The sequence below is a fragment of the Cupriavidus sp. 10L45 genome (genome assembly GCF_056395225.1).
Genome location: NZ_JBFTJC010000011.1, coordinates 40,233 through 60,158 on the forward strand (window position 1 = coordinate 40,233; position 19,926 = coordinate 60,158).

Sequence of the window (19,926 nt, forward strand, 5' to 3'; positions counted from 1 at the left end):
TATGTGCCTGATTCTGGTGGCCTGGCAATCGCACCCGGACTATGCCCTGGTGGTTGCCGGCAACCGCGACGAGTTCTATGCCCGCCCGGCGGCGGCCGCGCACTGGTGGCAGGATGCCCCCCACGTGCTGGGCGGTCGCGACCTCGCGGAAGTGATTGGCGAACCCGGTACGTGGATGGGCATTGCGGGCGCTGACGCCCAGCATGCCGGCCACGCCCACCCGGGCGCGCGCTTTGCCGCGCTGACCAATTACCGCGCGCCGTCCGAGAAGCGCACCGATGCGCGCTCGCGCGGCGAACTGGTGTCGCAGTTTTTGCGCGGCAACCAGAGCGCCGACGAATACCTGCATGCGCTGGCCGGCGACCACGGCGCCTACAACGGCTTCAACCTGCTCGCGAGCGATCTGCACGACCTCTGGTGGTACAGCAACCGTTCGCCGTCGCGCCAGCCGCAACGGCTCAAGCCGGGGCTCTACGGCTTGTCCAACGCGCTGCTCGATACGCCGTGGCCCAAGGTGCGCAGCCGCGTGGGCGCGATGTGCGAAGTGTTGGCAGCGGATAGCGGCCAGCCTACCGCCAGCGCGGAACCGTACCTGCAACTGCTGGCTGACGACCGTCAGGCGCCCGACTGGGAATTGCCGCGCACGGGCGTGGCGCCGGAATGGGAAAAGCTGCTGTCGTCGTCGTTCATCCGCTCGCCGAGCTACGGCACGCGCGCCAGCACGCTGCTCCGCGTGCGGCACGATGGCCGTTTCGACTTCAGCGAGCGCAGCTTCGATGCGAATGGTCCGACCGGCGAGGTGATGTATCGCGGCCGGCTCAACGTGGCGCGCGACCCGGGCACCGTGCCGGCGCCCCGGTAATCACTGTTAAATCCGTTTCCGCATCTCCACGTGCGGGATGCCGGCTTCCTCGAATTCCTCACCCACCTGCTCGAACCCCACGCGCGCGTAGAACGGCGCCGCGTGGGTCTGCGCGTTGAGGATCAGTTCGGGATAACCGAGTTCAGCGGCCTTGGCCATCAGCGCGTCCAGCACCTTCGCACCCATGCCGGTGCCGCGCGCCACCTTCAGCACGGCCATGCGGCCGATGTGGCCGTCCGGCAGCAGCCGGCCCGTGGCCACGGGCGTGCCATCGGCGGCGAATGCCAGCGCGTGCCAGCTCGGCTCGTCCATGTCGTCCCATTCCAGTTCCACCGGCACACCCTGCTCCTCGACAAAAACGCTGTAGCGGATGGCGCGGGCGCGCTCGAGGGCTTCGGCCCAGGCGCAAACGATGACGGTCTCGGACATGATTCGATCCAGCTTGGAAGTCTGTAGAAAGGCGCAATGATACGCTGCGCAACGGGCGAATCGTAACGCAATGCACCAAACATCCTAGGGTTTCCCCGGTCGGCAGGCGCGCCGAAAATTTGTATGATGACCTGACTACCTGATCACTGCCCTCCCTCGCCGTGCCCGTCTTCCAGAAAATTCCCGCCCGCGCCCTGACCGACAGCGTTGCCGAACAACTGCTCGAGAAGATCGAAGGTGGCGCCTTCCCGCGCGGCGCCAAGTTGCCGACAGAGGCCGTGCTGTCCGAGGAATTCGGCGTCAGCCGCACCGTGGTCCGCGAGGCGATTGCCCGGCTGAAGTACGAGGGGCTGGTGGAATCGCGCCAGGGAAGCGGCGTATTCGTCACCGATCAGGCGGGCATCCGGCCGCTGCGCATCGACTACACCGATACCGGCACGCTCGAATCGGTGCTCCAGATCGTGGAACTGCGCCGTTCGATCGAAGCCGAGGTAGCCGCGCAGGCCGCGCGCCGCCGCACCGATACGGCCATGACCAATATCGACGCCGCGCTGGCGCACCTCGATGCCACCGTGGCCGAAGGCGGCGATGGCGTGCAGGCGGACGTGGCCTTCCACCGTGCCATTGCCGAAGCCACCGGCAACCCCTATTTCCTGAAGACGCTGGCCTTCCTGAGCCAGTACCTCGAAACCGCCACGCGGGTGACCCGCACCAACGAAGCCCGCCGCGAGGACTTCTCGCGCCAGGTGCGCGAGGAACACCAGACCATCGTCGCGGCCATCCGCGCCGGCGATGCCGATGCCGCGCGCAACGCCGCGCAGACCCACATGTACAACGCCGCGCGCCGCCTCGCCCAACTGGGCGAGGACACGCCGGCCGAACGCGACGGCCTCCGCTCGCACTGAAACACTTCCGTAGGAGATTCAATATGTCCCGCAATGTCGGCGTCATCGGTTTGGGCGCAATGGGCAATGGTGTCGCGCAGTCGCTGCTGCGTGCCGGTTTCAAGGTCCACGCCTGCGACCTGCGCCCCGAGGTGCTGCAACGCTTTGCCGATGCCGGCGGTGTGCCGTGCGCCAATCCGGCCGAACTCGGCGAACGTTGCGACGTGGTCATCACGCTGGTGGTGAACGCCGCGCAAACGGAAGCGGTGCTGTTCGGTGACAACGGGGCCGTGCCGGCCATGTCCGCCGGCAAGCTGGTCATCGCCAGCGCCACCGTGCCGCCCGTCTTCGCCGAGACGCTGGGCAAGCGGCTGGCCGAGCGCGGCCTGCTGCTGCTGGACGCACCGGTCTCCGGTGGCGCAGCCCGCGCCGCCAGCGGCGAAATGACCATGATGACCTCCGGCCCCGCCGAGGCCTACGCGCTGGCCGAGGACGTGCTGGCCGCGATGGCGGGCAAGGTCTACCGCCTGGGCGACGCGCACGGTGCCGGCTCCAAGGTCAAGATCATCAACCAGCTGCTGGCCGGCGTGCATATCGCTGCCGCCGCCGAGGCCATGGCGCTGGGCCTGCGCGAGGGCGTGGACCCGGACGCGCTCTACGACGTCATCACGCACAGCGCCGGCAACTCGTGGATGTTCGAGAACCGCGTGCCGCACATCCTCTCCGGCGACTACACCCCGCTGTCCGCCGTTGACATCTTCGTCAAGGATCTGGGGATGGTGCTCGACACCGCGCGCACCAGCAAATTCCCGCTGCCGCTGTCCGCCGCCGCACACCAGATGTTCATGATGGCCTCCACCGCCGGCCACGGCGGCGAGGACGACTCGGCCGTGATCAAGATCTTCCCCGGCATCGAACTGCCGGCGGCCAAGGCCAAGTAAGGGAGCGCGATGATGACTGCATCGACCCCATCGACCCACACGCCCCTGCTCGGCTGCATTGCTGACGACTTCACCGGCGCCACCGACCTCGCCAACACGCTGGTTCGCAATGGCATGCGCACCGTGCAGACGATTGGCGTGCCAGCAGCCGGTACGGCCGATGACGCCGTGCAAGCGGACGCCATCGTCGTGGCGCTGAAGTCCCGCACCATCCCGGCCGCCGACGCCGTCGCGCAATCGCTGGCCGCGCTGGCCTGGCTGCGCGCCCAGGGCTGCCGCCAGTTCGTGTTCAAGTACTGCTCAACCTTCGATTCGACGGACGCCGGCAACATCGGCCCCGTGGCCGAGGCGCTGCTCGAGGCGCTGGGCAGCGACTTCACCATCGCCTGCCCGGCCTTCCCCGAGAACGGCCGCACCATCTTCCGCGGTCACCTGTTCGTGGCCGATACGCTGCTGAGCGAGTCCGGCATGGAACACCATCCGCTCACGCCGATGACCGACGCCAACCTGGTGCGCGTGCTGCAACGCCAGAGCCAGAGCAAGGTCGGCCTGCTGCGCTACGACAGCGTGGCGCGCGGTGCCGACGAGACCCGCACGCGCATCGGCGCCCTGCGTGCCGAAGGCGCGCGGCTGGCGATTGCCGATGCGATCTCCGACGCCGACCTGTTCACGCTCGGCCAGGCCTGCGCCGACCTGCCGCTGATCACCGGCGGCTCCGGTATCGCCCTGGGCTTGCCCGAGAACTTCCGCCGTGCCGGCCTGCTGCCGCAACGCGTGGATGCCGCCGAGGTGCCGTCCGTCGATGGCCACGGTGTGGTGCTGGCTGGCAGCGCGTCGCGCGCCACCAATGGGCAGGTAGTGCACTGGATCGCCCAGAAGCGCCCCGCCCTGCGCATCGACCCCCTCCGGCTGGCCCGTGGCGAGCCGGTGGTGGACGAGGCGCTGGCCTTTGCCGCCGATCGCGCTGAACCCGTGCTGATCTACGCCACCGCCACCCCGGATCAGGTCAAGGCCGTGCAGGCCGAACTGGGCGTGGAGCGCGCCGGCCATCTGGTGGAGGCCGCGCTGGCTGGCATCGCCGCCGCGCTCAAGGCCTCGGGCACGCGCCGCTTCGTGGTGGCCGGCGGCGAGACCTCCGGCGCCGTGGTCCAGTCGCTCGCCGTGCAGGCGCTGCGTATCGGCACGCAGATCGCGCCGGGCGTGCCCGCCACGGTCACGCTGGACGCCACGCCACTTGCGCTGGCCCTGAAATCGGGCAACTTCGGCGGCGAGAATTTCTTCGACGAGGCGCTGCGCGCGCTGGGAGCGGCGCAATGAGCGGCAAGACGGAATCCGCGCTGCGCGAGGAGATCTGCCGCGTCGGCGTCAGCCTCTACCAGCGCGGCTACACGGTCGGCACGGCGGGCAATATCAGCGCCCGGCTCGATGACGGCTGGCTGATCACGCCGACCGACGCCTGCCTCGGCACGCTCGACCCGGCCGCCGTGGCCAAGGTCGGCCTGGACGGCAGTTGGGTGTCCGGCGACAAGCCGTCCAAGACGCTGACGCTGCACCGCGCCGTCTACGACAACAATCCGAACGTGCATGGCGTGGTCCATACCCACTCCACGCACCTGGTGGCGCTGACGCTGGCTGGCGTCTGGCAGCCCGACGATGTCCTGCCCCCTCTCACGCCGTACCACGTGATGAAGGTGGGTCATATACCGCTGATTCCCTACCACCGTCCCGGCGACCCAGCCGTGGCCGCGCGCGTGGCCACGCTGGCCAACGACGTGCGCGGCGTGCTGCTGGCGCGCCTCGGGCCGGTGGTGTGGGAAGACAGTGTCTCGCGCGCGGCGTACGCGCTGGAAGAACTGGAGGAGACCGCCAAGTTATGGATGATGCTCAAGGACCAGGCCGGCTTTGCCGACCGCGCCAGCCTCGATGAGGCTGCGTTGACCGAGCTGCGCGACGCCTTCAAGGCGCGCTGGTAGCCCGGGCAGGCCCGACGTCGATCAGTAGAACGCCCCCCTAGGACAAAACGCGACGATTTTCGCGACGCGAGCTGCGTGGTGCCCCCGGCCCCGCGCGGGATGCGTGCGCGCCAACGATTGCCGGCCGTCATCCGACGGCCATGAAATTGGAGACCTCAAACGTGAATACTTCCCACACGGCGGCCGGCGCGGCTGCCATTCCCGCCAGCGGCCGGCTCGACGCCGACGCCGTCATCGAGAAACGCGCCTACAAGAAGGTGTTCTGGCGCATCATGCCGTTCCTGATGCTCTGCTACGTGATCGCCTACCTCGATCGCGTGAACGTGGGCTTCGCCAAGCTGCAGATGGCCCAGGACCTGCAATTCTCCGAAACCGTGTTCGGCCTCGGCGCCGGGCTGTTCTTCATCGGCTACTTCCTGTTCGAGGTGCCCAGCAACCTGCTGATGCACCGCATCGGCGCGCGCATCTGGATCGCGCGGATCATGATCACGTGGGGCATCATCTCGGCGCTCTTCGTGTTCGTGAAGACGCCGACCACGTTCTACATCATGCGCTTCCTGCTCGGTCTGGCTGAAGCGGGCTTCTATCCCGGCGTGATCCTGTACCTCACCTACTGGTTCCCGGCCGACCGCCGCGCCAAGATGATCGCGCTGTTCATGTCGGGCATTCCGGTGGCCGGCATGTTCGGCAACCCGCTCTCGGGCTGGATCATGGACGCCTTCCACGACACGCACGGCTGGGCCGGCTGGCAGTGGATGTTCTTCATCGAGGCCCTGCCGGCATTCCTGATCGGTGTCGTCACGGTCTTCGTGCTGCGCGACGGCATCGACAAGGCCCCGTGGCTCGACGCCGATGAAAAGCGCGTGCTCAAGCGCAATATCGAGGAAGACGAGCGCAACGCCAGCGCCGCCGCCACGGCCAACGGCCAGCGCGGCGTGCATTCGCTCGGCGCCGTGTTCAGCGACCGCCGCGTGTGGTGGATGTGCCTGATCTACTTCTGCTTCGTGACCGGCCAGTACGCGCTGACGTTCTGGATGCCGACCCTGGTCAAGGCCAGCGGCGTAAGCGGCAACCTGAAGATCGGCCTGCTCTCGGCGATTCCGTTCGTCTGCGCCATCGTCGTCATGAACATCCTCGGCCACAGCGCCGACGCCCGTCGCGAACGCCGCTGGCACCTGATCGTGCCGGCCCTGATGGGTGCCGTGGGCTTTGCCATCGCGGCCTCGTTCACCGACAATACTGTGGTAGCCATCGCCGCGCTGTCCCTGGCGGCCGCCGGGGTGTTGACCTGCGCACCGCTGTTCTGGTCGCTGCCGACGGCGTTCCTGTCGGGCATCGCCGCCGCATCGGGCATCGCCGTGGTCAACTCGGTGGGCAACCTCGCCGGCTTTGTCTCGCCGTACATGGTGGGCACGCTGAAGGATCTGACCCACAGCACGCAGCTGCCGATGTATGTGCTGTCCGGCATCCTGGTGGTGGGCGCGCTGCTGGTGTGGCTGACGCCCGCTAAGATGGTCAACCGCTGATTCCATTCCTCCTAGGAGACCGCCATGCCGCGCTTTGCCGCGAACCTCTCGATGATGTACACCGAGCACGATTTTCTGGACCGGTTCGCCGCCGCGGCGGCGGACGGTTTCCAGGCGGTGGAATACCTGTTCCCGTACGATCATCCGGCTGCCGAGATCCGCAAGCGGCTCGATGACAACGGGCTGACCCAGGCACTGTTCAATGCGCCGCCGGGCGACTGGGGCGCGGGCGAGCGCGGCATCGCCGCCCTGCCCGGCCGCGAAACCGAGTTCCGCACCGCGTTCGCGCGGGCGCTCGAGTACGCCGGCGTGATCGGCAACGACCGCGTCCACGTGATGGCCGGCCTGGTGCCGGCCGATGCGGACCGCGCGAAGGCGCGTGCCACGTATCTCGAGAACCTGGCCTATGCCGCCGCCTCGGCCGCCGCGCAGGGCGTGACGGTGCTGATCGAGCCGATCAACACGCGCGACATGCCGGGCTACTTCCTGAACCGCCAGGACGACGGCCAGGCCATCTGCCAGCAGGTGGGCGCCGCCAACCTGAAGGTGCAGTTCGACTGCTACCACTGCCAGATCGTCGAGGGCGACCTCGCGGTCAAGCTCAAGCGCGACTTCGCGGGCATCGGCCATATCCAGATCGCCGGCGTGCCGGACCGCCACGAGCCGGATCTGGGCGAACTGAACTATCCCTACCTGTTCAACGTGATCGACGAACTCGGCTACGACGGCTGGATCGGCTGCGAGTACCGCCCGCGCGCGGGCACCTCGGCGGGTCTCGGCTGGCTGAAGCCGTACATCAATCGCTGAACTGAACGTCTACACGACTGAGCTGCAACCATGAATGTACTGATTACCGGCGGCGCCGGCTTCCTCGGCCTGCAACTGGCCCGCCTGCTGCTCAAGCGCGGCAGCCTGAACCTCGACGGCAAGGCCGTCACGATCGACCGCCTGACGCTGCTGGACGTCGTGGCGCCGCAGATCGACGATGCGCGCGTGCGCGTGGTCACCGGCGACCTCTCCGACCCGGCCGTGCTGGCCCGCGCGATGGATGCCGATACCGGCGCCGTGTTCCACCTGGCCGCCGTGGTCAGCGGGCAAGCCGAGGCCGATTTCGACCTTGGCATGCGCGTGAACCTCGATGCCTCGCGCGCGCTGCTCGAAACCTGCCGCCAGCTGGGCCACCGCCCGCGCGTGGTGTTCACGAGTTCGGTGGCCGTCTATGGCGGCAAGCTGCCGGCCGTAGTGCAGGACGACACCGCGCTGAACCCGCAGTCGTCGTACGGCGCGCAGAAGGCCATCGGCGAACTGCTGCTGTCCGACTACAGCCGACGCGGCTTCGTCGATGGCCGCGTACTGCGCCTGCCGACCATCAGCGTCCGCCCGGGCAAGCCCAACGCGGCGGCGTCGTCGTTCGCCAGCGGCATCATCCGCGAACCGCTGGCCGGCGAGGCCGCCAACTGCCCGGTGGCCCCCGAGACGTCGCTGTGGCTGCTCTCGCCGCGCGGCGCCATCACGGCGCTGGTCAACGGCCTGGAACTGGACGGCGCGCGCTTCGGCAACCGCCGCGTGGTGAACCTGCCGGGCCTGTCGGTAACCGCCAAGCAGATGGTCGAGGCGCTCCGGCGCGTGGCCGGCGACACCGTGGCCGACCGCGTCACCTGGCAGCGCGAAGAACGCATCGAGAACATCGTCGGCACCTGGCCGGCGGCATGGGACGTCACCCGCGCCGTCGAACTGGGCTTCCAGAGCGACGCGAGCTTCGATGACGTGATCCGCGGCTATATGGAGGATGCGGGAATCGGGGGCTAAACCGTCCGACTGCGGTTCGATTGCGGAGGTTTTCGTCCCCGAAAGCCTCCGCCCTACCGCTCCGGCTTCACCACCTCGTACGCCTCGATCGTCTCCCTGACCTGCCCGGGGATCGGGGCCGATTTCTGCGTGGCCGGGTCAGCGCAGACGTAGATCACCTCCCCGGTGATCAGGTGTTCGTCGCCGCGATACATTTCCACGCGGAACAGCATGCTCGAGCGGCCCAGGCGGGCCATGCGGCCGCGGATCTCCAGCACGTCGTCGAACCGCGCCGAGGCGTGGTATTCCAGGGTCGACTTCACCACGAAGATGTCCACGCCGTGCGCGTGGAGCACGTCTTCGGGATAGCGGATGCCCACCGCGCGCCAGTACTCGGTCACGCAGATATCGCAATACGTCAGGTAGTGCGCGTTGAAGACGATGGACTGCGGGTCCACCTCGGCCCAGCGCACGCGCAGCGGCACGCTGTGGCGGAAATCCTCTTTCGCCATGTTTCGTATTCCCCAAGCCAATACGGGCGCCTCGAGGGGCGCCCGCATGTCATCGTCATTCAGCGAATTACTGTGCCTTGGCCAGGCCCAGCTTCTCGATGATGGCCTTTTCCTTCTTGACCGTCTCGGCGGCGAAAGCCGCGTACTGCTCGCTGCTCATGTAGTACGGCTCCATGTCGAACTTGGCGAGCGACTCGCGGTAGTTCGGCATTTCCATCGCCTTCTTGAACGCGTCATGCAGTTTCTGCACGATCTTCGGGTCCGTGCCCTTCGGCACAACCAGCCCGAACGGCGACGTCTGGACGATGCCCATGCCGAGTTCCTTTAGCGTCGGCACGTTCGGGAAGCGCGCCGAGCGCTTCTCGCCCCAGGTGGACAGCAGGCGCAGCTTGCCCTGCTCCACATACTGCGCCCACGCCGGCGTGTCCGCCACCGACATCACGTGGCCGCCCAGCAGGGCCTGCATCGATTCCGAGTTGCCTTTGTAAGGAATATGCGAGAACTGCACGCCCTGGCGCATGGCCAGTTCTTCCATGGTCAGGTGCAGCGTGGTCATCGAGCCTGGCGAGCCGTAGGTCAGCTTGCCCGGATTGGCCTTGGCGTAGGCCACGTACTCCTGCATCGTCTTGATCGGCGAATCGGCCGGCACCACCAGACCGAACGAATACCCGGCCAGGTTGATGACGTACGACAGGTCCTTCACCGGATCCCAGTTGATCTTGGTGGTGTACGGCAGGCGGTAGACCGGCATGGCGACCTGGGCCAGCGTGTAGCCGTCAGGCGCCGTGGATTGCATCAACTGGGCCGGCAGCACGCCGCCGGCACCCGGCTTGTTCTCGACGATCACGGGCTGGCCGAGGATCTTTGAGGCGTTGTCGGCCAGCACACGGAACGGGATGTCGGTGGAACCGCCCGCCGTGTAGCCGATGATCAGGCGGATCGGCCGGGTTGGGAATTTGTCCGCCTGCGCGTGGGCCGGCAGGGCTGCGAAACCGATCGCGGCCGTGGCGGCGAGCATGCCCGCACGGGCGATGAAATGGCGGCGTTGCATAAGTCAATGTCTCCTTCTTCTGCTGCAGTTCTGCAATATTGCGACTTCAGGTCTTGAATGCTTGACGGAGCGCGCCGTTGGCGTCGGCGTGCGCCTGTAGTACAGCCGGCACGAAGCGGCCGAGCTTGAAAAAATCGTGAATCATCGACGGATAGTCGACCAGCGTGGCCGGCACGCCCGCCGCCTGGAGCTTGGCGGCGTAGGCCACGCCCTCGTCATGCAAGGGGTCGTAGCCGGCCACGGCGATCCAGGCCGGGCATACCCCGCGCACATCGGCGCCGGTACCGCCCCCGTCCAGCGGCGCGAAGCGCCAGTCGTCACGGTCGGCGTCCTGGCCCAGATAGTGCGAAAAGAACCACTGGATCATGTCGCCAGTGAGCAGGTAGCCCTCGGCCAGTGCGCGGTGCGAGGGTGTGTCCTGCCGCGCGCTCGTGCCTGGATAGATCAGCAGTTGCAGCACCGGCGCCAGGCCGGCGTTGCGGGCCGCCACGGCGCTGGCTGCGGCCAGCGTGCCGCCGGCGCTGTCGCCGCCGAGCGCGATCCGGGCCGGGTCGGCGCCCAGCCGCTCGGCTTCGGCGACGACCCAGTGCAGCGCGTCGAACGCATCGTTGGCGGCCGTCGGGAATTTCCAGTCCGGCCCGAGCCGGTAGTCCACCGACAACACCAGGCATTCCGCGCCCATGCAGAACGTGCGGCACAGCGCATCGTGCGAATTGACACTCCCCACTGTAAACCCGCCGCCGTGGAAATACACCAGCAACGGCAGCGGATCGGCCCAGCTTGCCTCGCGCGGTGCATAGAGCCGCACCGGAATCTGATGGCCGTCGCGCGCCGGGATGGCGAAGTTCTCCACGTCATGGACGGGCGGCGGCGAAATATCGAGGATCGGGGCGCTTTTCTCGTACGCAATCTTGGCGTCCGCCACGTCCAGCGCGTGGATCGGCGGGCGCTTGGCGCGCGCGATCAGGTCCAGCAACTGCGCAACTTGCGGGTCGAGCGGCTGGGAGGACTTGCCAGGAGGAACACCGGACGCGGAATCGGTCGGCAAAGGCTTGGCGGACATGGACTGACCCGAGGAAGCTGTCTCTGAATATTGTCGAGGTTCGAATAGTGAACGATCGTTCGTTTTCCGTATCATGCCAGCGTTTTGCGGTTGCAGCATGACGAAATCATTCCGGCGATGTGTTTTGGCGACGCTTTTGCGCGATCATCGACCACATCAGCGGCTATGCTGAGAGCGTATTCCATCGGGAGACACCATGACAGGCGAGCACTTGCAGGTTGTACACGGGGATATTACGCGGCTGGAGGTCGATGCCATCGTCAATGCCGCGAACAACGGCTTGTTGGGCGGCGGGGGTGTGGACGGCGCCATCCACGGCGCGGGCGGGCCGGCCATCATGAACGCGTGCCGGGCGATCCGCGATGCACAGGGCGGCTGCCCGACCGGCGAAGCGGTCATCACCACGGGCGGCCTGCTGCCGGCGCCCTATGTCATCCATGCAGTGGGGCCGGTCTGGAAAGGCGGGAGCCAGAACGAGGACGCGCTGCTGGCCAACGCCTACCGCAACAGCGTGCGGCTGGCCGGCGAGCAGGGCCTGCGCACCCTCGCCTTCCCGAACATCAGCACCGGCATCTACGGCTTTCCGCGCGAGCGCGCCGTGGACATCGCCATCCGCGCCGTGCGGGACGCCCTGCCCAAGGCGCCGAGCCTGGAGCAGGTGACCTTCGTCTGCTTCGATGACGAGAACTACCGCCTGTATCGCGAGCGGCTCACCTAGTCACCCTTCACCACCCTCCACGATCGATCACGGCAGCGCGCTGCGGATCAGCAGATTGATCCGCTCGGGCTGCTCGTGGATGATCCAGTGCGTGCCTTCCGGAATCCGCTCCAGGCGCAGGTCGGGGACGAAGTCCTCCAGCCCGTCCGCGAGCGTCTTCGGTAGCGCGCGGTCGTTCTCGCCCCAGATCACCAGCGTGGGCACGCGTACGAGGAAGGCCGACGGATCGAGCCGCGAGATGTCCGGCGCGGCTTCGCCCGGCCCGGGCGGGTGCATCGGCGAGGCGCGGTAGTAGTTCACGCCCCCCGTAAGCGGATGGCTCCCGGCATCGCCCGGCTGCGACCACGCCGCGTGGTACCGCGTGCGCGTCTCGCCGTTAAACCAGGCGGGCAGCCGGTCGGCATCGCCCGTCAGCATCTTCTCCAGCAGCGCGAATTCGTCAGCGGCCAGCGCCTGCTCGGACCCCGGCTTGCGCAGCCAGTTCATATAGCCCGATGCCTTTTGCTGCGCCGCATCGGCCGACAGCGCGCGCGCAAACACATAGGGATGGGGCGAGTTGATGATGATCAACTGCTCGACCAGATCCGGATGCTGGATGGCGAGGTTCCAGCAGATCGCCCCGCCCCAGTCGTGCGCCACCACCACGCAGCGCTGGTAGCCCAGCGCGCGCACGAACTGCACGAGATCCTCGACCAGATGCTTCGGTTTGTAGGCGTCCGGCTCGGCCGGCTTGCTGGACAGGTTGAACCCACGCAGGTCCGGCGCCACGGCGAAATGGGTCTGGCCGAACTGCGCCAACTGGTGCTCCCAGGCGTACCAGAACTCGGGAAAGCCATGCACGAACAGGATCAGCGGCCTGCCCTGCTCCCCGGCGCTCGCGTAATGGAGGCGGGTGCCGTTGGGCAGGTTGGCAAACTGCAGGTGCTGAATCACAGCGGGTGCGGTCATCGCGGTCTCCATCGCCACTCCTTTATGTTAGGGTGGCTCGGTTCAGCCGCGCAGCGCGGCGATCAGGCCGGCGCGCACTTCTTTCTTGTCGCCGAACGGATCGCCCGGATTGCGCTGGCCGACGATGTCCTCCATGCGTTGCCGCACCGTCTCCAGCGCCTGCGGGTGGGAGTAAATATAGAAGCTTTCGTCGCGGATGGCGTCGAAAGTGAGCTGCGCCACATCGGCCGCCGTCACCTTGCCCGAATGCACGGCCTTGTCCGACAACGCCTGCGACACCAGTTGCGAGCGCGTGGGCGGTGCCTCATTGGCCAGCCCGGCCGGCCGGTTGCGCTGCGACTGGCTGATGCCGGTCGGCACGAAGTACGGGCACAGCACCGAGCAATGCACCTGCTCCGTGACCAGGCTCAGATCCTGGTAGAGCGATTCCGATAGCGACACCACCGCGTGCTTGGAGACGTTGTAGACCCCCATCGCCGGCGGGTTCAGCAGCCCCGCCATCGACGCCGTATTGACGATATGGCCCTGGTAGCCCGGATCCTTCGTCGCAGCGGCCAGCATCAGCGGGGTGAAGATCCGCACGCCGTGGATCACGCCGTAGAGGTTCACGCCGAGCACCCAGTCCCAGTCCTTCTGGGTGTTTTCCCAGAGCAGCCCGCCCGCGCCGACGCCGGCGTTGTTGAACAGCAGGTGGACTTCGCCGAACGCGGTCATCGCCGCGTCAGCCAGCGCCTGCATGTCTTCGGCGCGCGACACATCGGTGCGCAGGCCGATGACTTGCACGCCCTGCGCCTTGAATTCGGCGACAGTTGTGTCGAGTGCATCCTCCTGCACATCGGCCAGCACCAGCTTCATGCCCAGCGAGGCACCGATCCGGGCGAATTCCTTGCCGAAACCGGACGCGCCGCCGGTGATCACCGCCACCTTGCTCTCGAACTGCTTCATATCGTCTCCTCCGGCAGATGCCTTCTTATATAGGGATGTCAGGCGGCGGACTGCACGTGGTAGCCCTGCCGCGGGAAATGGACGTTGACGGCGCCGGCACGCGGGTCCTGCCGGCGGATGGTGACCACGTGGCCGGTCAGCGTCAGCAGCACGCCGGCGACGGGATCCTTCGCATAATCGGTGGGCGTGACCGTGACCGGGTCGCCCGCCGCCAGGCCGCTGCCGGGCAGGATGGTGGTGTCGTGCGGCAGCGGGTCGTGGTTCAGCGCGTCGGCGATGGCGGTCTCGGGCGGCACCACGCGCAGCTTGCCGTGGCCGTACGCCTGCATGCGCGCGAACCAGGTCTTGACCAGCGGGTAGCCGTCGAGGATCGCCGCCAGCGGCGTGGCGCGGCGGATGAACCAGAGGTTGTGGAACAGCGAGAAATCGGCAATCGACAATTCCGGGCCGGCCACATGCGGCACGCCGGCTGCGAACTGCTCCTGCAGGCGGCCCAGCGTGTCGTGGAGCATCGCGGCGGCCTCGGGCAGCGGCATGCGCAGCGCGTTGGTATCGCCGCGCATGGCCTTGCGGTCGGCGATGAACGCCTGCACCTGGCCCGGCGTCAGGTGCGCCAGCATCGCCTGCACGCCGGCTGGCTGCATCGTGTAGGTGACCGAGGCCGTGAACAGCGCGCTGTCGATCCACGCCGCCGCCAACCGCGCCGAGGCAGCCTGGATGGCCGGATAGAGCGGCGGCTGGGGGGCCAGCCGGTCCAGCACGTCGCAGATCAGCGCCGTATCGCAATAGATGTCCGCGCCAATCTGCATCACCGGGGTGCGCCGGTAGCCGCCGGTCAGCGCCAGCAGGTCGGGCTTGGGCAGAATGGGTGGGATCTCCACCGCGTTCCAGGTCAAGCCCTTGGCGCCGAGCACGAGACGAATCTTCTCGGAAAACGGCGAGGTGGCGTACTGATGCAGGATGATGTCAGGCATGCGATGCGGGTCCGGTCAGGTCGGGTTGGATCGATTGGGGGCTTATTCCAGGAGGTCGGGCTGCTCGCGCACGATGCGCGCGTACAGCGGCTGGAACTGGAACCAGCCCGCCTGTGCGGTACCGACGATGGAGTATGCCTGCCGCGCCGCTGCCTCGCCAATCATCTTGAGCGGGGCGTTGGTACGCGCCGCCGCGGCCTCCGCCAGCAGTTGCACCTGGCACGAGCGCTCCATCGTGATGAACCACCACGCGGCTTCGTCCACGGTCTTGCCGACGGTCAGCAGGCCGTGGTTCTGGAGGATGGCGGCCTTGTTGTCGCCCAGCGCGTTGGCAATGCGCTGGCCTTCGTCGAGTTCCACCACCACGCCGCCGAAGTCGTCATACAGCGCGTGGTCGTCGTAGAAGGCGCAGACGTCCTGGGTCAGCGGATCGAGCTTGCGGCCCAGCGTGGACCACGCGCGGCCATGGGTGCTGTGCGAGTGCGCCGCCGCCACGGCGTCCGGCCGGGTCCCGTGCACGCGCGAGTGGATGGCGAACGCCGCCGCGTTGACCGGGTAGTCGCCCTCCACCACGTTGCCGTGGTGGTCGCAGCGGATCAGGTTCGACACCGTCACCTGGCTGAAATGGACGCCGAACGGGTTGACCCAGAAGGTGTCCTCGAACTCGGGGTCGCGCGCGGTGATATGGCCAGCCACGCCTTCATCGAATCCGAATTTCGAGAACAGCCGGAACGCCGCCGCCAGCCGCTGCTTGCGGTGCAGCCGCTCCTGCGCCGGGGTGTCGAACTTGGGCGGGCGCGGCAGGTTGCGGTAGCGGGCCTTGACCTCCTCGGACAGGCCCTCGGCCATGTCGTCGGGGCGGGGTGCGGATTGCGGGGCGTTCATGGGGTGTCTCCCTCTATATGTATACGTTTAGCGTCAGACCAGCTTCACGAGCTGCTTGCCGAAGTTCTTGCCCTTCAGCAGGCCGATAAAGGCTTCCGGCGCGCTGGCCAGCCCTTCGGCAATGCTCTCGCGGAACTTGATCTTGCCTTGGGCGACGTAGGTGCCCAGTTCCTTGAGCGCCTGCGGCCAGACGTCCATGTGCTCGGAGACGATAAAGCCCTCGATGCGTGCACGCGATACAAGGATCGCCCGCGGATTGCGGATCGGCATGTCCTGGCCGTCGTAGCCGGCGATCAGGCCGCACACCGCCACGCGCGCGAAGGCGTTCAGGCGGGCCAGCACCACGTCGAGGATGTCGCCGCCCACGTTCTCGAAGTAACCGTCGATGCCGTCCGGGGTGACTTCCTTGACCATTGCATAGAGTTCCTTGGCGTCCTTGGCGGCCTTGTAGTCCACGCAGGCGTCGAAGCCGAGTTCCTTGACCACGTAGTCGCACTTGTCCTTGCCACCGGCCACGCCGATCACGCGGCAGCCGGCCAGCTTGGCCAACTGGCCCACCACGCTGCCCACCGCGCCGGACGCGGCGCTGACCACGATGGTCTCGCCCGCCTTCGGCGCGATGATCTTGTTCAGGCCGTACCAGGCGGTCACGCCGGGCATGCCCACCGAGCCGAGGTAGGCCGACAGCGGGATATGCGTGGTGTCGACCTTCTGGATGCCGCCGCCATCGGTCACGCCGTATTCCTGCCAGCCGAACATGCCGACGACCTTGTCGCCCACGTTCCACTTCGGATTCTTGCTCGCCGCCACCTCGCCCACGGTGCCGCCGATCATCACTTCGCCCAGCGGCTGCGGGTTGGCGTACGACTTGCCCTCGCTCATGCGGCCGCGCATGTACGGGTCCAGCGACAAATAGTGGTTGCGCACGAGCACCTGGCCATCGGCCAGTTCCGGCACGGGCGCCTGCTCCAGCCGGAAGTTGTCGGGCGTGACGGCGGCCTCGGGGCGCGATGCCAGGACGATGCGCTGATAGGTTTGCTTCGACATGATGGGTTCCTTCGCTCGGTCAGGAGATACGTTCGGAAAATTACGAGAAAACGCGGCGCGGCACTCAGCCGTCCGCGCCGGAGTCAGGCGAGCCGGGCTTGCGCTGGGGCGGCTTGCGCTTGATGTACTTGAAGGTGCCTGAGGCCTTGGAGACGATGGCGCCGGCCTCATCGACGATCTCGCCCTCGCAGAACACCATGGTCGAGGTGCGATGCACGGCCAGCCCACGCGCGCGCAGCTTGCCGCGCCCCGGCGCCATAAAGCTGGTTTTCATCTCGATGGTGACCACGCCCCGGCCATCGGTGTCCATCGAACGGCCGGCGACGGCCATGGCCACGTCCAGCAGCGTCATCAGCACGCCGCCGTGGGCCATGTCCCAGCTGTTCTGGTGGCGTTCGCGCAGGTCGAGTTCGATCTCGCTGCGCCCGCCCTCCATGAAGTTGCAGCGCACGCCGAGGTCGGCCAGGAACGGGATCTTGAGGTTGAAGCCGTTGTCTTGTGTCATGGCTCAGATGGGGCTCAGGTTGCGCTCAGACCGCGCTCACGCCACCGTCGACGGCCAGGATCTGGCCGGTGATGTGCTTGCCCGCCGCCGTGGCGAACAGCAGCGCGGCGCCCTTGAGGTCTTCGTCGTCGCCCAGGCGGTGCAGCGGCACGCCGGCGCACATCGCCTCCACGCCCAGCCGCTCCAGCGAGCCCTTGGTCATCTTCGACGGGAAGAAGCCCGGCGCCAGCGCGTTGACGGTGATGTTGTGCTCGCCCCACTCGGCCGCCAGCGTGCGCGTGAAGTTGACCACGGCGCCCTTGGAAGTGTTGTAGGCAATCGTCTCCATGCTGCCCGGCGGGTTGCCAGCCAGCCCGGCAATGGACGCCACGTTGATCACGCGGCCATGGCGGCGCGGGATCATCGACAGCTTGCCCACGCGCTGCGTCAGCAGGAACAGGCCGCGGATGTTCAGGTTCATCACCTTGTCCCACGCTTCCACGGGGTGGTCTTCGGCCGGGGCGCCCCAGGTGGCGCCGGCGTTGTTGACCAGGATGTCGATGTGGCCGAGCCGGGCCAGCGACTCATCGGCCAGCCGGGCGATTTCGTCATCACGCGCGCCATCGGCGGCGATCCAGTCGGCCTCGATGCCGCGCGACTGCAAATGCGCCTGCGCGGCCTGCAGCTCGTCGGCCTTGCGGGCGGACAGCACGATGCGCGCGCCCTGCTCGCCCAGCGCCTCGGCAATCTGCAGCCCGAGCCCGCGCGAGCCGCCGGTGATCAGCGCGGTCTGGCCCTTGAGGTCGAACAGTTGCTGGATGGTGTGCATGCTTGTCTCCTTGTTTTCTTGTGGATGCGGGCGCGACGGGGGTCAGAACCAGGCGTCCTGCATGTCCAGCGTCGTACGGTCCAGCGTGGCCAGCAGGTCGAGCTGCGGGTACACCTTCGGCAGCTCGAAGCGGAAGAAGAACGCCGCCGCCGCCAGCTTGCCGCGATAGAAATCGGCGTCTTCGCCTTGTGCCTGCGGCAGCGCGGCTTGTGCCACCAGCGCCTGCTCCAGCCAGATCCACGCCACCACCACGTGGCCGAACGCCTCCAGATAGACCGAGGCGTTGGCGAGCGTGACGTTGGGGTCCCCTGCGGACCACAGCGTGGCGGTGACTTCCGCCAGCCGCTGGGACGCCTTGCCGAGCGCGGCGGCCTGCGCCGCCAGCGTCTTGTCACCGGTGGCGACGGCGCGCTCGCACGTGGCGCGCAGGCGCTCACCCACCAGCCGGAGCGCGGCGCCGTCCTGCATCACGACCTTGCGGCCCAGCAGGTCCAGCCCCTGAATGCCGTGGGTGCCTTCGTGAATCGGGTTCAGGCGGTTATCGCGATAGAACTGTTCGACGTTGTACTCGCGCGTGTAGCCGTAGCCGCCATGCACCTGGATGGCGAGGTTGTTCGCCTCCAGACACCATTGCGACGGCCAGCTCTTGGCGATCGGGGTCAGGATGTCGAGCAGCAGGGACAGTTCACGGTGCCGCTCGGCCTCGCCGGCAGCCTTGGCCGCGTGTTCCTCGTCCACCAGCCGCGCGCAGTACAGGTTCAGCGCCAGGCCGCCTTCGACATAGCTCTTCTGCGCCAGCAGCATGCGGCGGATGTCGGCATGCTCGACCAGCTTCACCTGCGGGCTGGCCGGGTCCTTGCCACCCGGGCCGACTGGCCGGCCCTGCGGACGGTTGCGCGCGTAGTCCAGCGCATGGAGGTAGCCGGTGTAGCCCAGCGTCACCGCGCCCAGACCCACGCCGATGCGGGCCTCGTTCATCATGTGGAACATGCAGGCCAGGCCCTTGTGGGGCTCGCCCACGAGGTAGCCGATGGCGCCAGCCTTGCCGTCCGGGCGATATTTCATGCCTTCGCCGAAGTTCAGCAGGCAGTTGGTGGTGCCGCGATAGCCCATCTTGTGGTTCAGGCCGGCCAGCACCACGTCGTTATGCTCGCCGAGCGAGCCGTCGCCATTGACGAGGAACTTCGGCACGATGAACAGCGAGATGCCCTTGACGCCCGGGATCAGCTTGCCGTCCGGGCCGGGAATCTTGGCCAGCACGAGGTGGACGATGTTGTCCGACAGCTCGTGCTCGCCGGCCGAGATCCACATCTTGTTGCCGCGCAGCCGGTATTGCTGGCCGAGCGGCGATTCGCCTTCGTAGTCGGCCCGCGTGGTGATGTCCGACAGCGACGAGCCCGCCTGCGGCTCCGACAGGCACATCGTGCCGAAGAAGCGGCCTTCGAGTTCGGGGCGAACAAAAGTGTCGATCTGCGCCGCCGTGCCGTGGGTGAGCAGCAGGTTGGCGTTGCCGATGGTCAGGAACGGATACGAACTCGTGCCGACGTTGGCCGCCTTGAAGTACGCGAACGCGGCCTTCTCGAGCGTGACCGGCAGCTGCATGCCGCCGTACTCGTAGTCCTGCCCGGCGGCCATCAGGCCGGCGTCGCAGAAGGCGCGCAGGGCGGTGCTGACTTCGGGAATGATGGTGACCGTCTCGCCATCGAAGTGCGGCTCGTTGGCATCGCTCTTCTTGTTGTGCGGCGCGAACAGGTCCGTGGCGATCTTCTCGCAGGTGTCCAGCGCGGCGTCGAAGGTCTCGCGCGAGTGGTCTGCGTAACGGGGAATCTGGGTGAGGTCCTCCGCCTTGAGCCACTCATAGAGCACAAAATTGAGGTCACGGCGGGAAAGAATCAGCGACATGGAATGCGAGGCTCCGGGCTGAGGGGATGAGGGATGTTGCTCCCCTCTCCCGCTTGCGGGAGAGGGGTTGGGGGAGAGGGCGGGAATGTCTCGATGCGATAGCGCATGTTGAACCGCCTGCCCTCTCCCCCGCCCCTCTCCCAGAGGGAGAGGGGAGACAACCAT

The 19,926-nt window shown here is 67.3% G+C and carries 21 protein-coding genes; 9 read left to right on the top strand and 12 right to left on the bottom strand.

The annotated features are described in order from the left end of the window. Window position 1 precedes the first annotated feature (1 nt). Window positions 2-862, top strand: coding sequence for an NRDE family protein (locus AC1DFU_RS19960; protein WP_092293195.1), 861 nt, complete (start codon window positions 2-4; stop codon window positions 860-862). 6 nt (window positions 863-868) lie between these two features. On the opposite strand, the gene AC1DFU_RS19965 is transcribed toward AC1DFU_RS19960, so the two are convergent. Further along, entirely contained in the window at window positions 869-1,291 is a 423-nt protein-coding gene (locus tag AC1DFU_RS19965; protein ID WP_092293193.1) for a GNAT family N-acetyltransferase, read from the bottom strand. 161 nt (window positions 1,292-1,452) lie between these two features. On the opposite strand from AC1DFU_RS19965, the gene AC1DFU_RS19970 reads away from it, so the two are divergent. The 7 genes from AC1DFU_RS19970 to denD all read left to right on the top strand — a co-directional run bounded on the left by AC1DFU_RS19970 (window position 1,453) and on the right by denD (window position 8,424). Further along, window positions 1,453-2,196, top strand: coding sequence for a FadR/GntR family transcriptional regulator (locus AC1DFU_RS19970; RefSeq protein WP_092293192.1), 744 nt, complete (start codon window positions 1,453-1,455; stop codon window positions 2,194-2,196). A 23-nt stretch (window positions 2,197-2,219) separates the two neighbouring features. Next, window positions 2,220-3,116, top strand: a complete 897-nt coding sequence (ltnD, locus tag AC1DFU_RS19975) for an L-threonate dehydrogenase (protein ID WP_092293190.1) — start codon at window positions 2,220-2,222, stop codon at window positions 3,114-3,116. 12 nt (window positions 3,117-3,128) lie between these two features. Then, entirely contained in the window at window positions 3,129-4,433 is a 1,305-nt protein-coding gene (gene otnK / locus AC1DFU_RS19980) for a 3-oxo-tetronate kinase (RefSeq protein WP_441591172.1), read from the top strand. Then, a complete protein-coding gene (gene otnC, locus AC1DFU_RS19985) occupies window positions 4,430-5,089 on the top strand; it encodes a 3-oxo-tetronate 4-phosphate decarboxylase (RefSeq protein ID WP_441591035.1) in 660 nt (219 codons plus the stop codon). Before otnK ends, otnC begins: the two co-directional genes overlap by 4 nt. 140 nt (window positions 5,090-5,229) lie before the next feature. Then, window positions 5,230-6,615, top strand: coding sequence for an MFS transporter (locus AC1DFU_RS19990; RefSeq protein ID WP_369823377.1), 1,386 nt, complete (start codon window positions 5,230-5,232; stop codon window positions 6,613-6,615). Window positions 6,616-6,639: 24 nt separating this feature from the next. Next, window positions 6,640-7,422, top strand: coding sequence for a 2-oxo-tetronate isomerase (gene otnI, locus AC1DFU_RS19995; protein WP_441591036.1), 783 nt, complete (start codon window positions 6,640-6,642; stop codon window positions 7,420-7,422). Between the two features lie 30 nt (window positions 7,423-7,452). Then, complete coding sequence (gene denD, locus AC1DFU_RS20000) at window positions 7,453-8,424, top strand: D-erythronate dehydrogenase (RefSeq protein ID WP_441591037.1); 972 nt, start codon at window positions 7,453-7,455, stop codon at window positions 8,422-8,424. A 53-nt stretch (window positions 8,425-8,477) separates the two neighbouring features. Here denD and AC1DFU_RS20005 read toward each other — a convergent pair whose 3' ends face one another. The 3 genes from AC1DFU_RS20005 to AC1DFU_RS20015 form a co-directional block, all read right to left on the bottom strand. Further along, complete coding sequence (locus tag AC1DFU_RS20005) at window positions 8,478-8,915, bottom strand: YbgC/FadM family acyl-CoA thioesterase (RefSeq protein WP_092293182.1); 438 nt, start codon at window positions 8,913-8,915, stop codon at window positions 8,478-8,480. Window positions 8,916-8,982: 67 nt separating this feature from the next. Continuing rightward, a complete protein-coding gene (locus AC1DFU_RS20010; protein WP_092293180.1) occupies window positions 8,983-9,966 on the bottom strand; it encodes a tripartite tricarboxylate transporter substrate binding protein in 984 nt (327 codons plus the stop codon). A gap of 46 nt (window positions 9,967-10,012) precedes the next feature. Further along, window positions 10,013-11,029: an alpha/beta hydrolase gene (locus AC1DFU_RS20015; protein WP_092293178.1), complete on the bottom strand. Its 1,017-nt coding sequence runs from the start codon at window positions 11,027-11,029 to the stop codon at window positions 10,013-10,015. 196 nt (window positions 11,030-11,225) lie between these two features. Here AC1DFU_RS20015 and AC1DFU_RS20020 point away from each other — a divergent pair, with 196 nt between their 5' ends. Continuing rightward, the gene (locus AC1DFU_RS20020; RefSeq protein WP_092293176.1) at window positions 11,226-11,747 is read left to right on the top strand and encodes an O-acetyl-ADP-ribose deacetylase; all 522 of its coding nucleotides are present in this window, start codon (window positions 11,226-11,228) and stop codon (window positions 11,745-11,747) included. A gap of 27 nt (window positions 11,748-11,774) precedes the next feature. Here the strand turns inward: AC1DFU_RS20020 and AC1DFU_RS20025 are convergent, their stop codons facing one another. The 8 genes from AC1DFU_RS20025 to AC1DFU_RS20060 all read right to left on the bottom strand — a co-directional run bounded on the left by AC1DFU_RS20025 (window position 11,775) and on the right by AC1DFU_RS20060 (window position 19,761). Continuing rightward, entirely contained in the window at window positions 11,775-12,707 is a 933-nt protein-coding gene (locus tag AC1DFU_RS20025) for an alpha/beta fold hydrolase (RefSeq protein ID WP_441591038.1), read from the bottom strand. A 30-nt stretch (window positions 12,708-12,737) separates the two neighbouring features. After that, window positions 12,738-13,640 (bottom strand): SDR family oxidoreductase, encoded by a 903-nt coding sequence (locus AC1DFU_RS20030; protein WP_092293172.1) that lies wholly within the window; start codon window positions 13,638-13,640, stop codon window positions 12,738-12,740. A 38-nt stretch (window positions 13,641-13,678) separates the two neighbouring features. Next, the gene (locus AC1DFU_RS20035) at window positions 13,679-14,614 is read right to left on the bottom strand and encodes a glutathione S-transferase family protein (protein WP_092293169.1); all 936 of its coding nucleotides are present in this window, start codon (window positions 14,612-14,614) and stop codon (window positions 13,679-13,681) included. A gap of 42 nt (window positions 14,615-14,656) precedes the next feature. Continuing rightward, window positions 14,657-15,499 carry a class II aldolase/adducin family protein gene (locus tag AC1DFU_RS20040; RefSeq protein ID WP_441591039.1) on the bottom strand — a complete coding sequence of 281 codons (843 nt, stop codon included), beginning with the start codon at window positions 15,497-15,499 and terminating at the stop codon, window positions 14,657-14,659. Window positions 15,500-15,532: 33 nt separating this feature from the next. Next, entirely contained in the window at window positions 15,533-16,546 is a 1,014-nt protein-coding gene (locus AC1DFU_RS20045; protein ID WP_092293163.1) for an NADP-dependent oxidoreductase, read from the bottom strand. Window positions 16,547-16,610: 64 nt separating this feature from the next. Then, entirely contained in the window at window positions 16,611-17,051 is a 441-nt protein-coding gene (locus tag AC1DFU_RS20050; RefSeq protein WP_092293161.1) for a PaaI family thioesterase, read from the bottom strand. A gap of 25 nt (window positions 17,052-17,076) precedes the next feature. Then, window positions 17,077-17,859: an SDR family oxidoreductase gene (locus AC1DFU_RS20055; RefSeq protein WP_092293158.1), complete on the bottom strand. Its 783-nt coding sequence runs from the start codon at window positions 17,857-17,859 to the stop codon at window positions 17,077-17,079. 42 nt (window positions 17,860-17,901) lie between these two features. Then, complete coding sequence (locus AC1DFU_RS20060) at window positions 17,902-19,761, bottom strand: acyl-CoA dehydrogenase (RefSeq protein WP_441591040.1); 1,860 nt, start codon at window positions 19,759-19,761, stop codon at window positions 17,902-17,904. Window positions 19,762-19,926 lie beyond the last annotated feature (165 nt).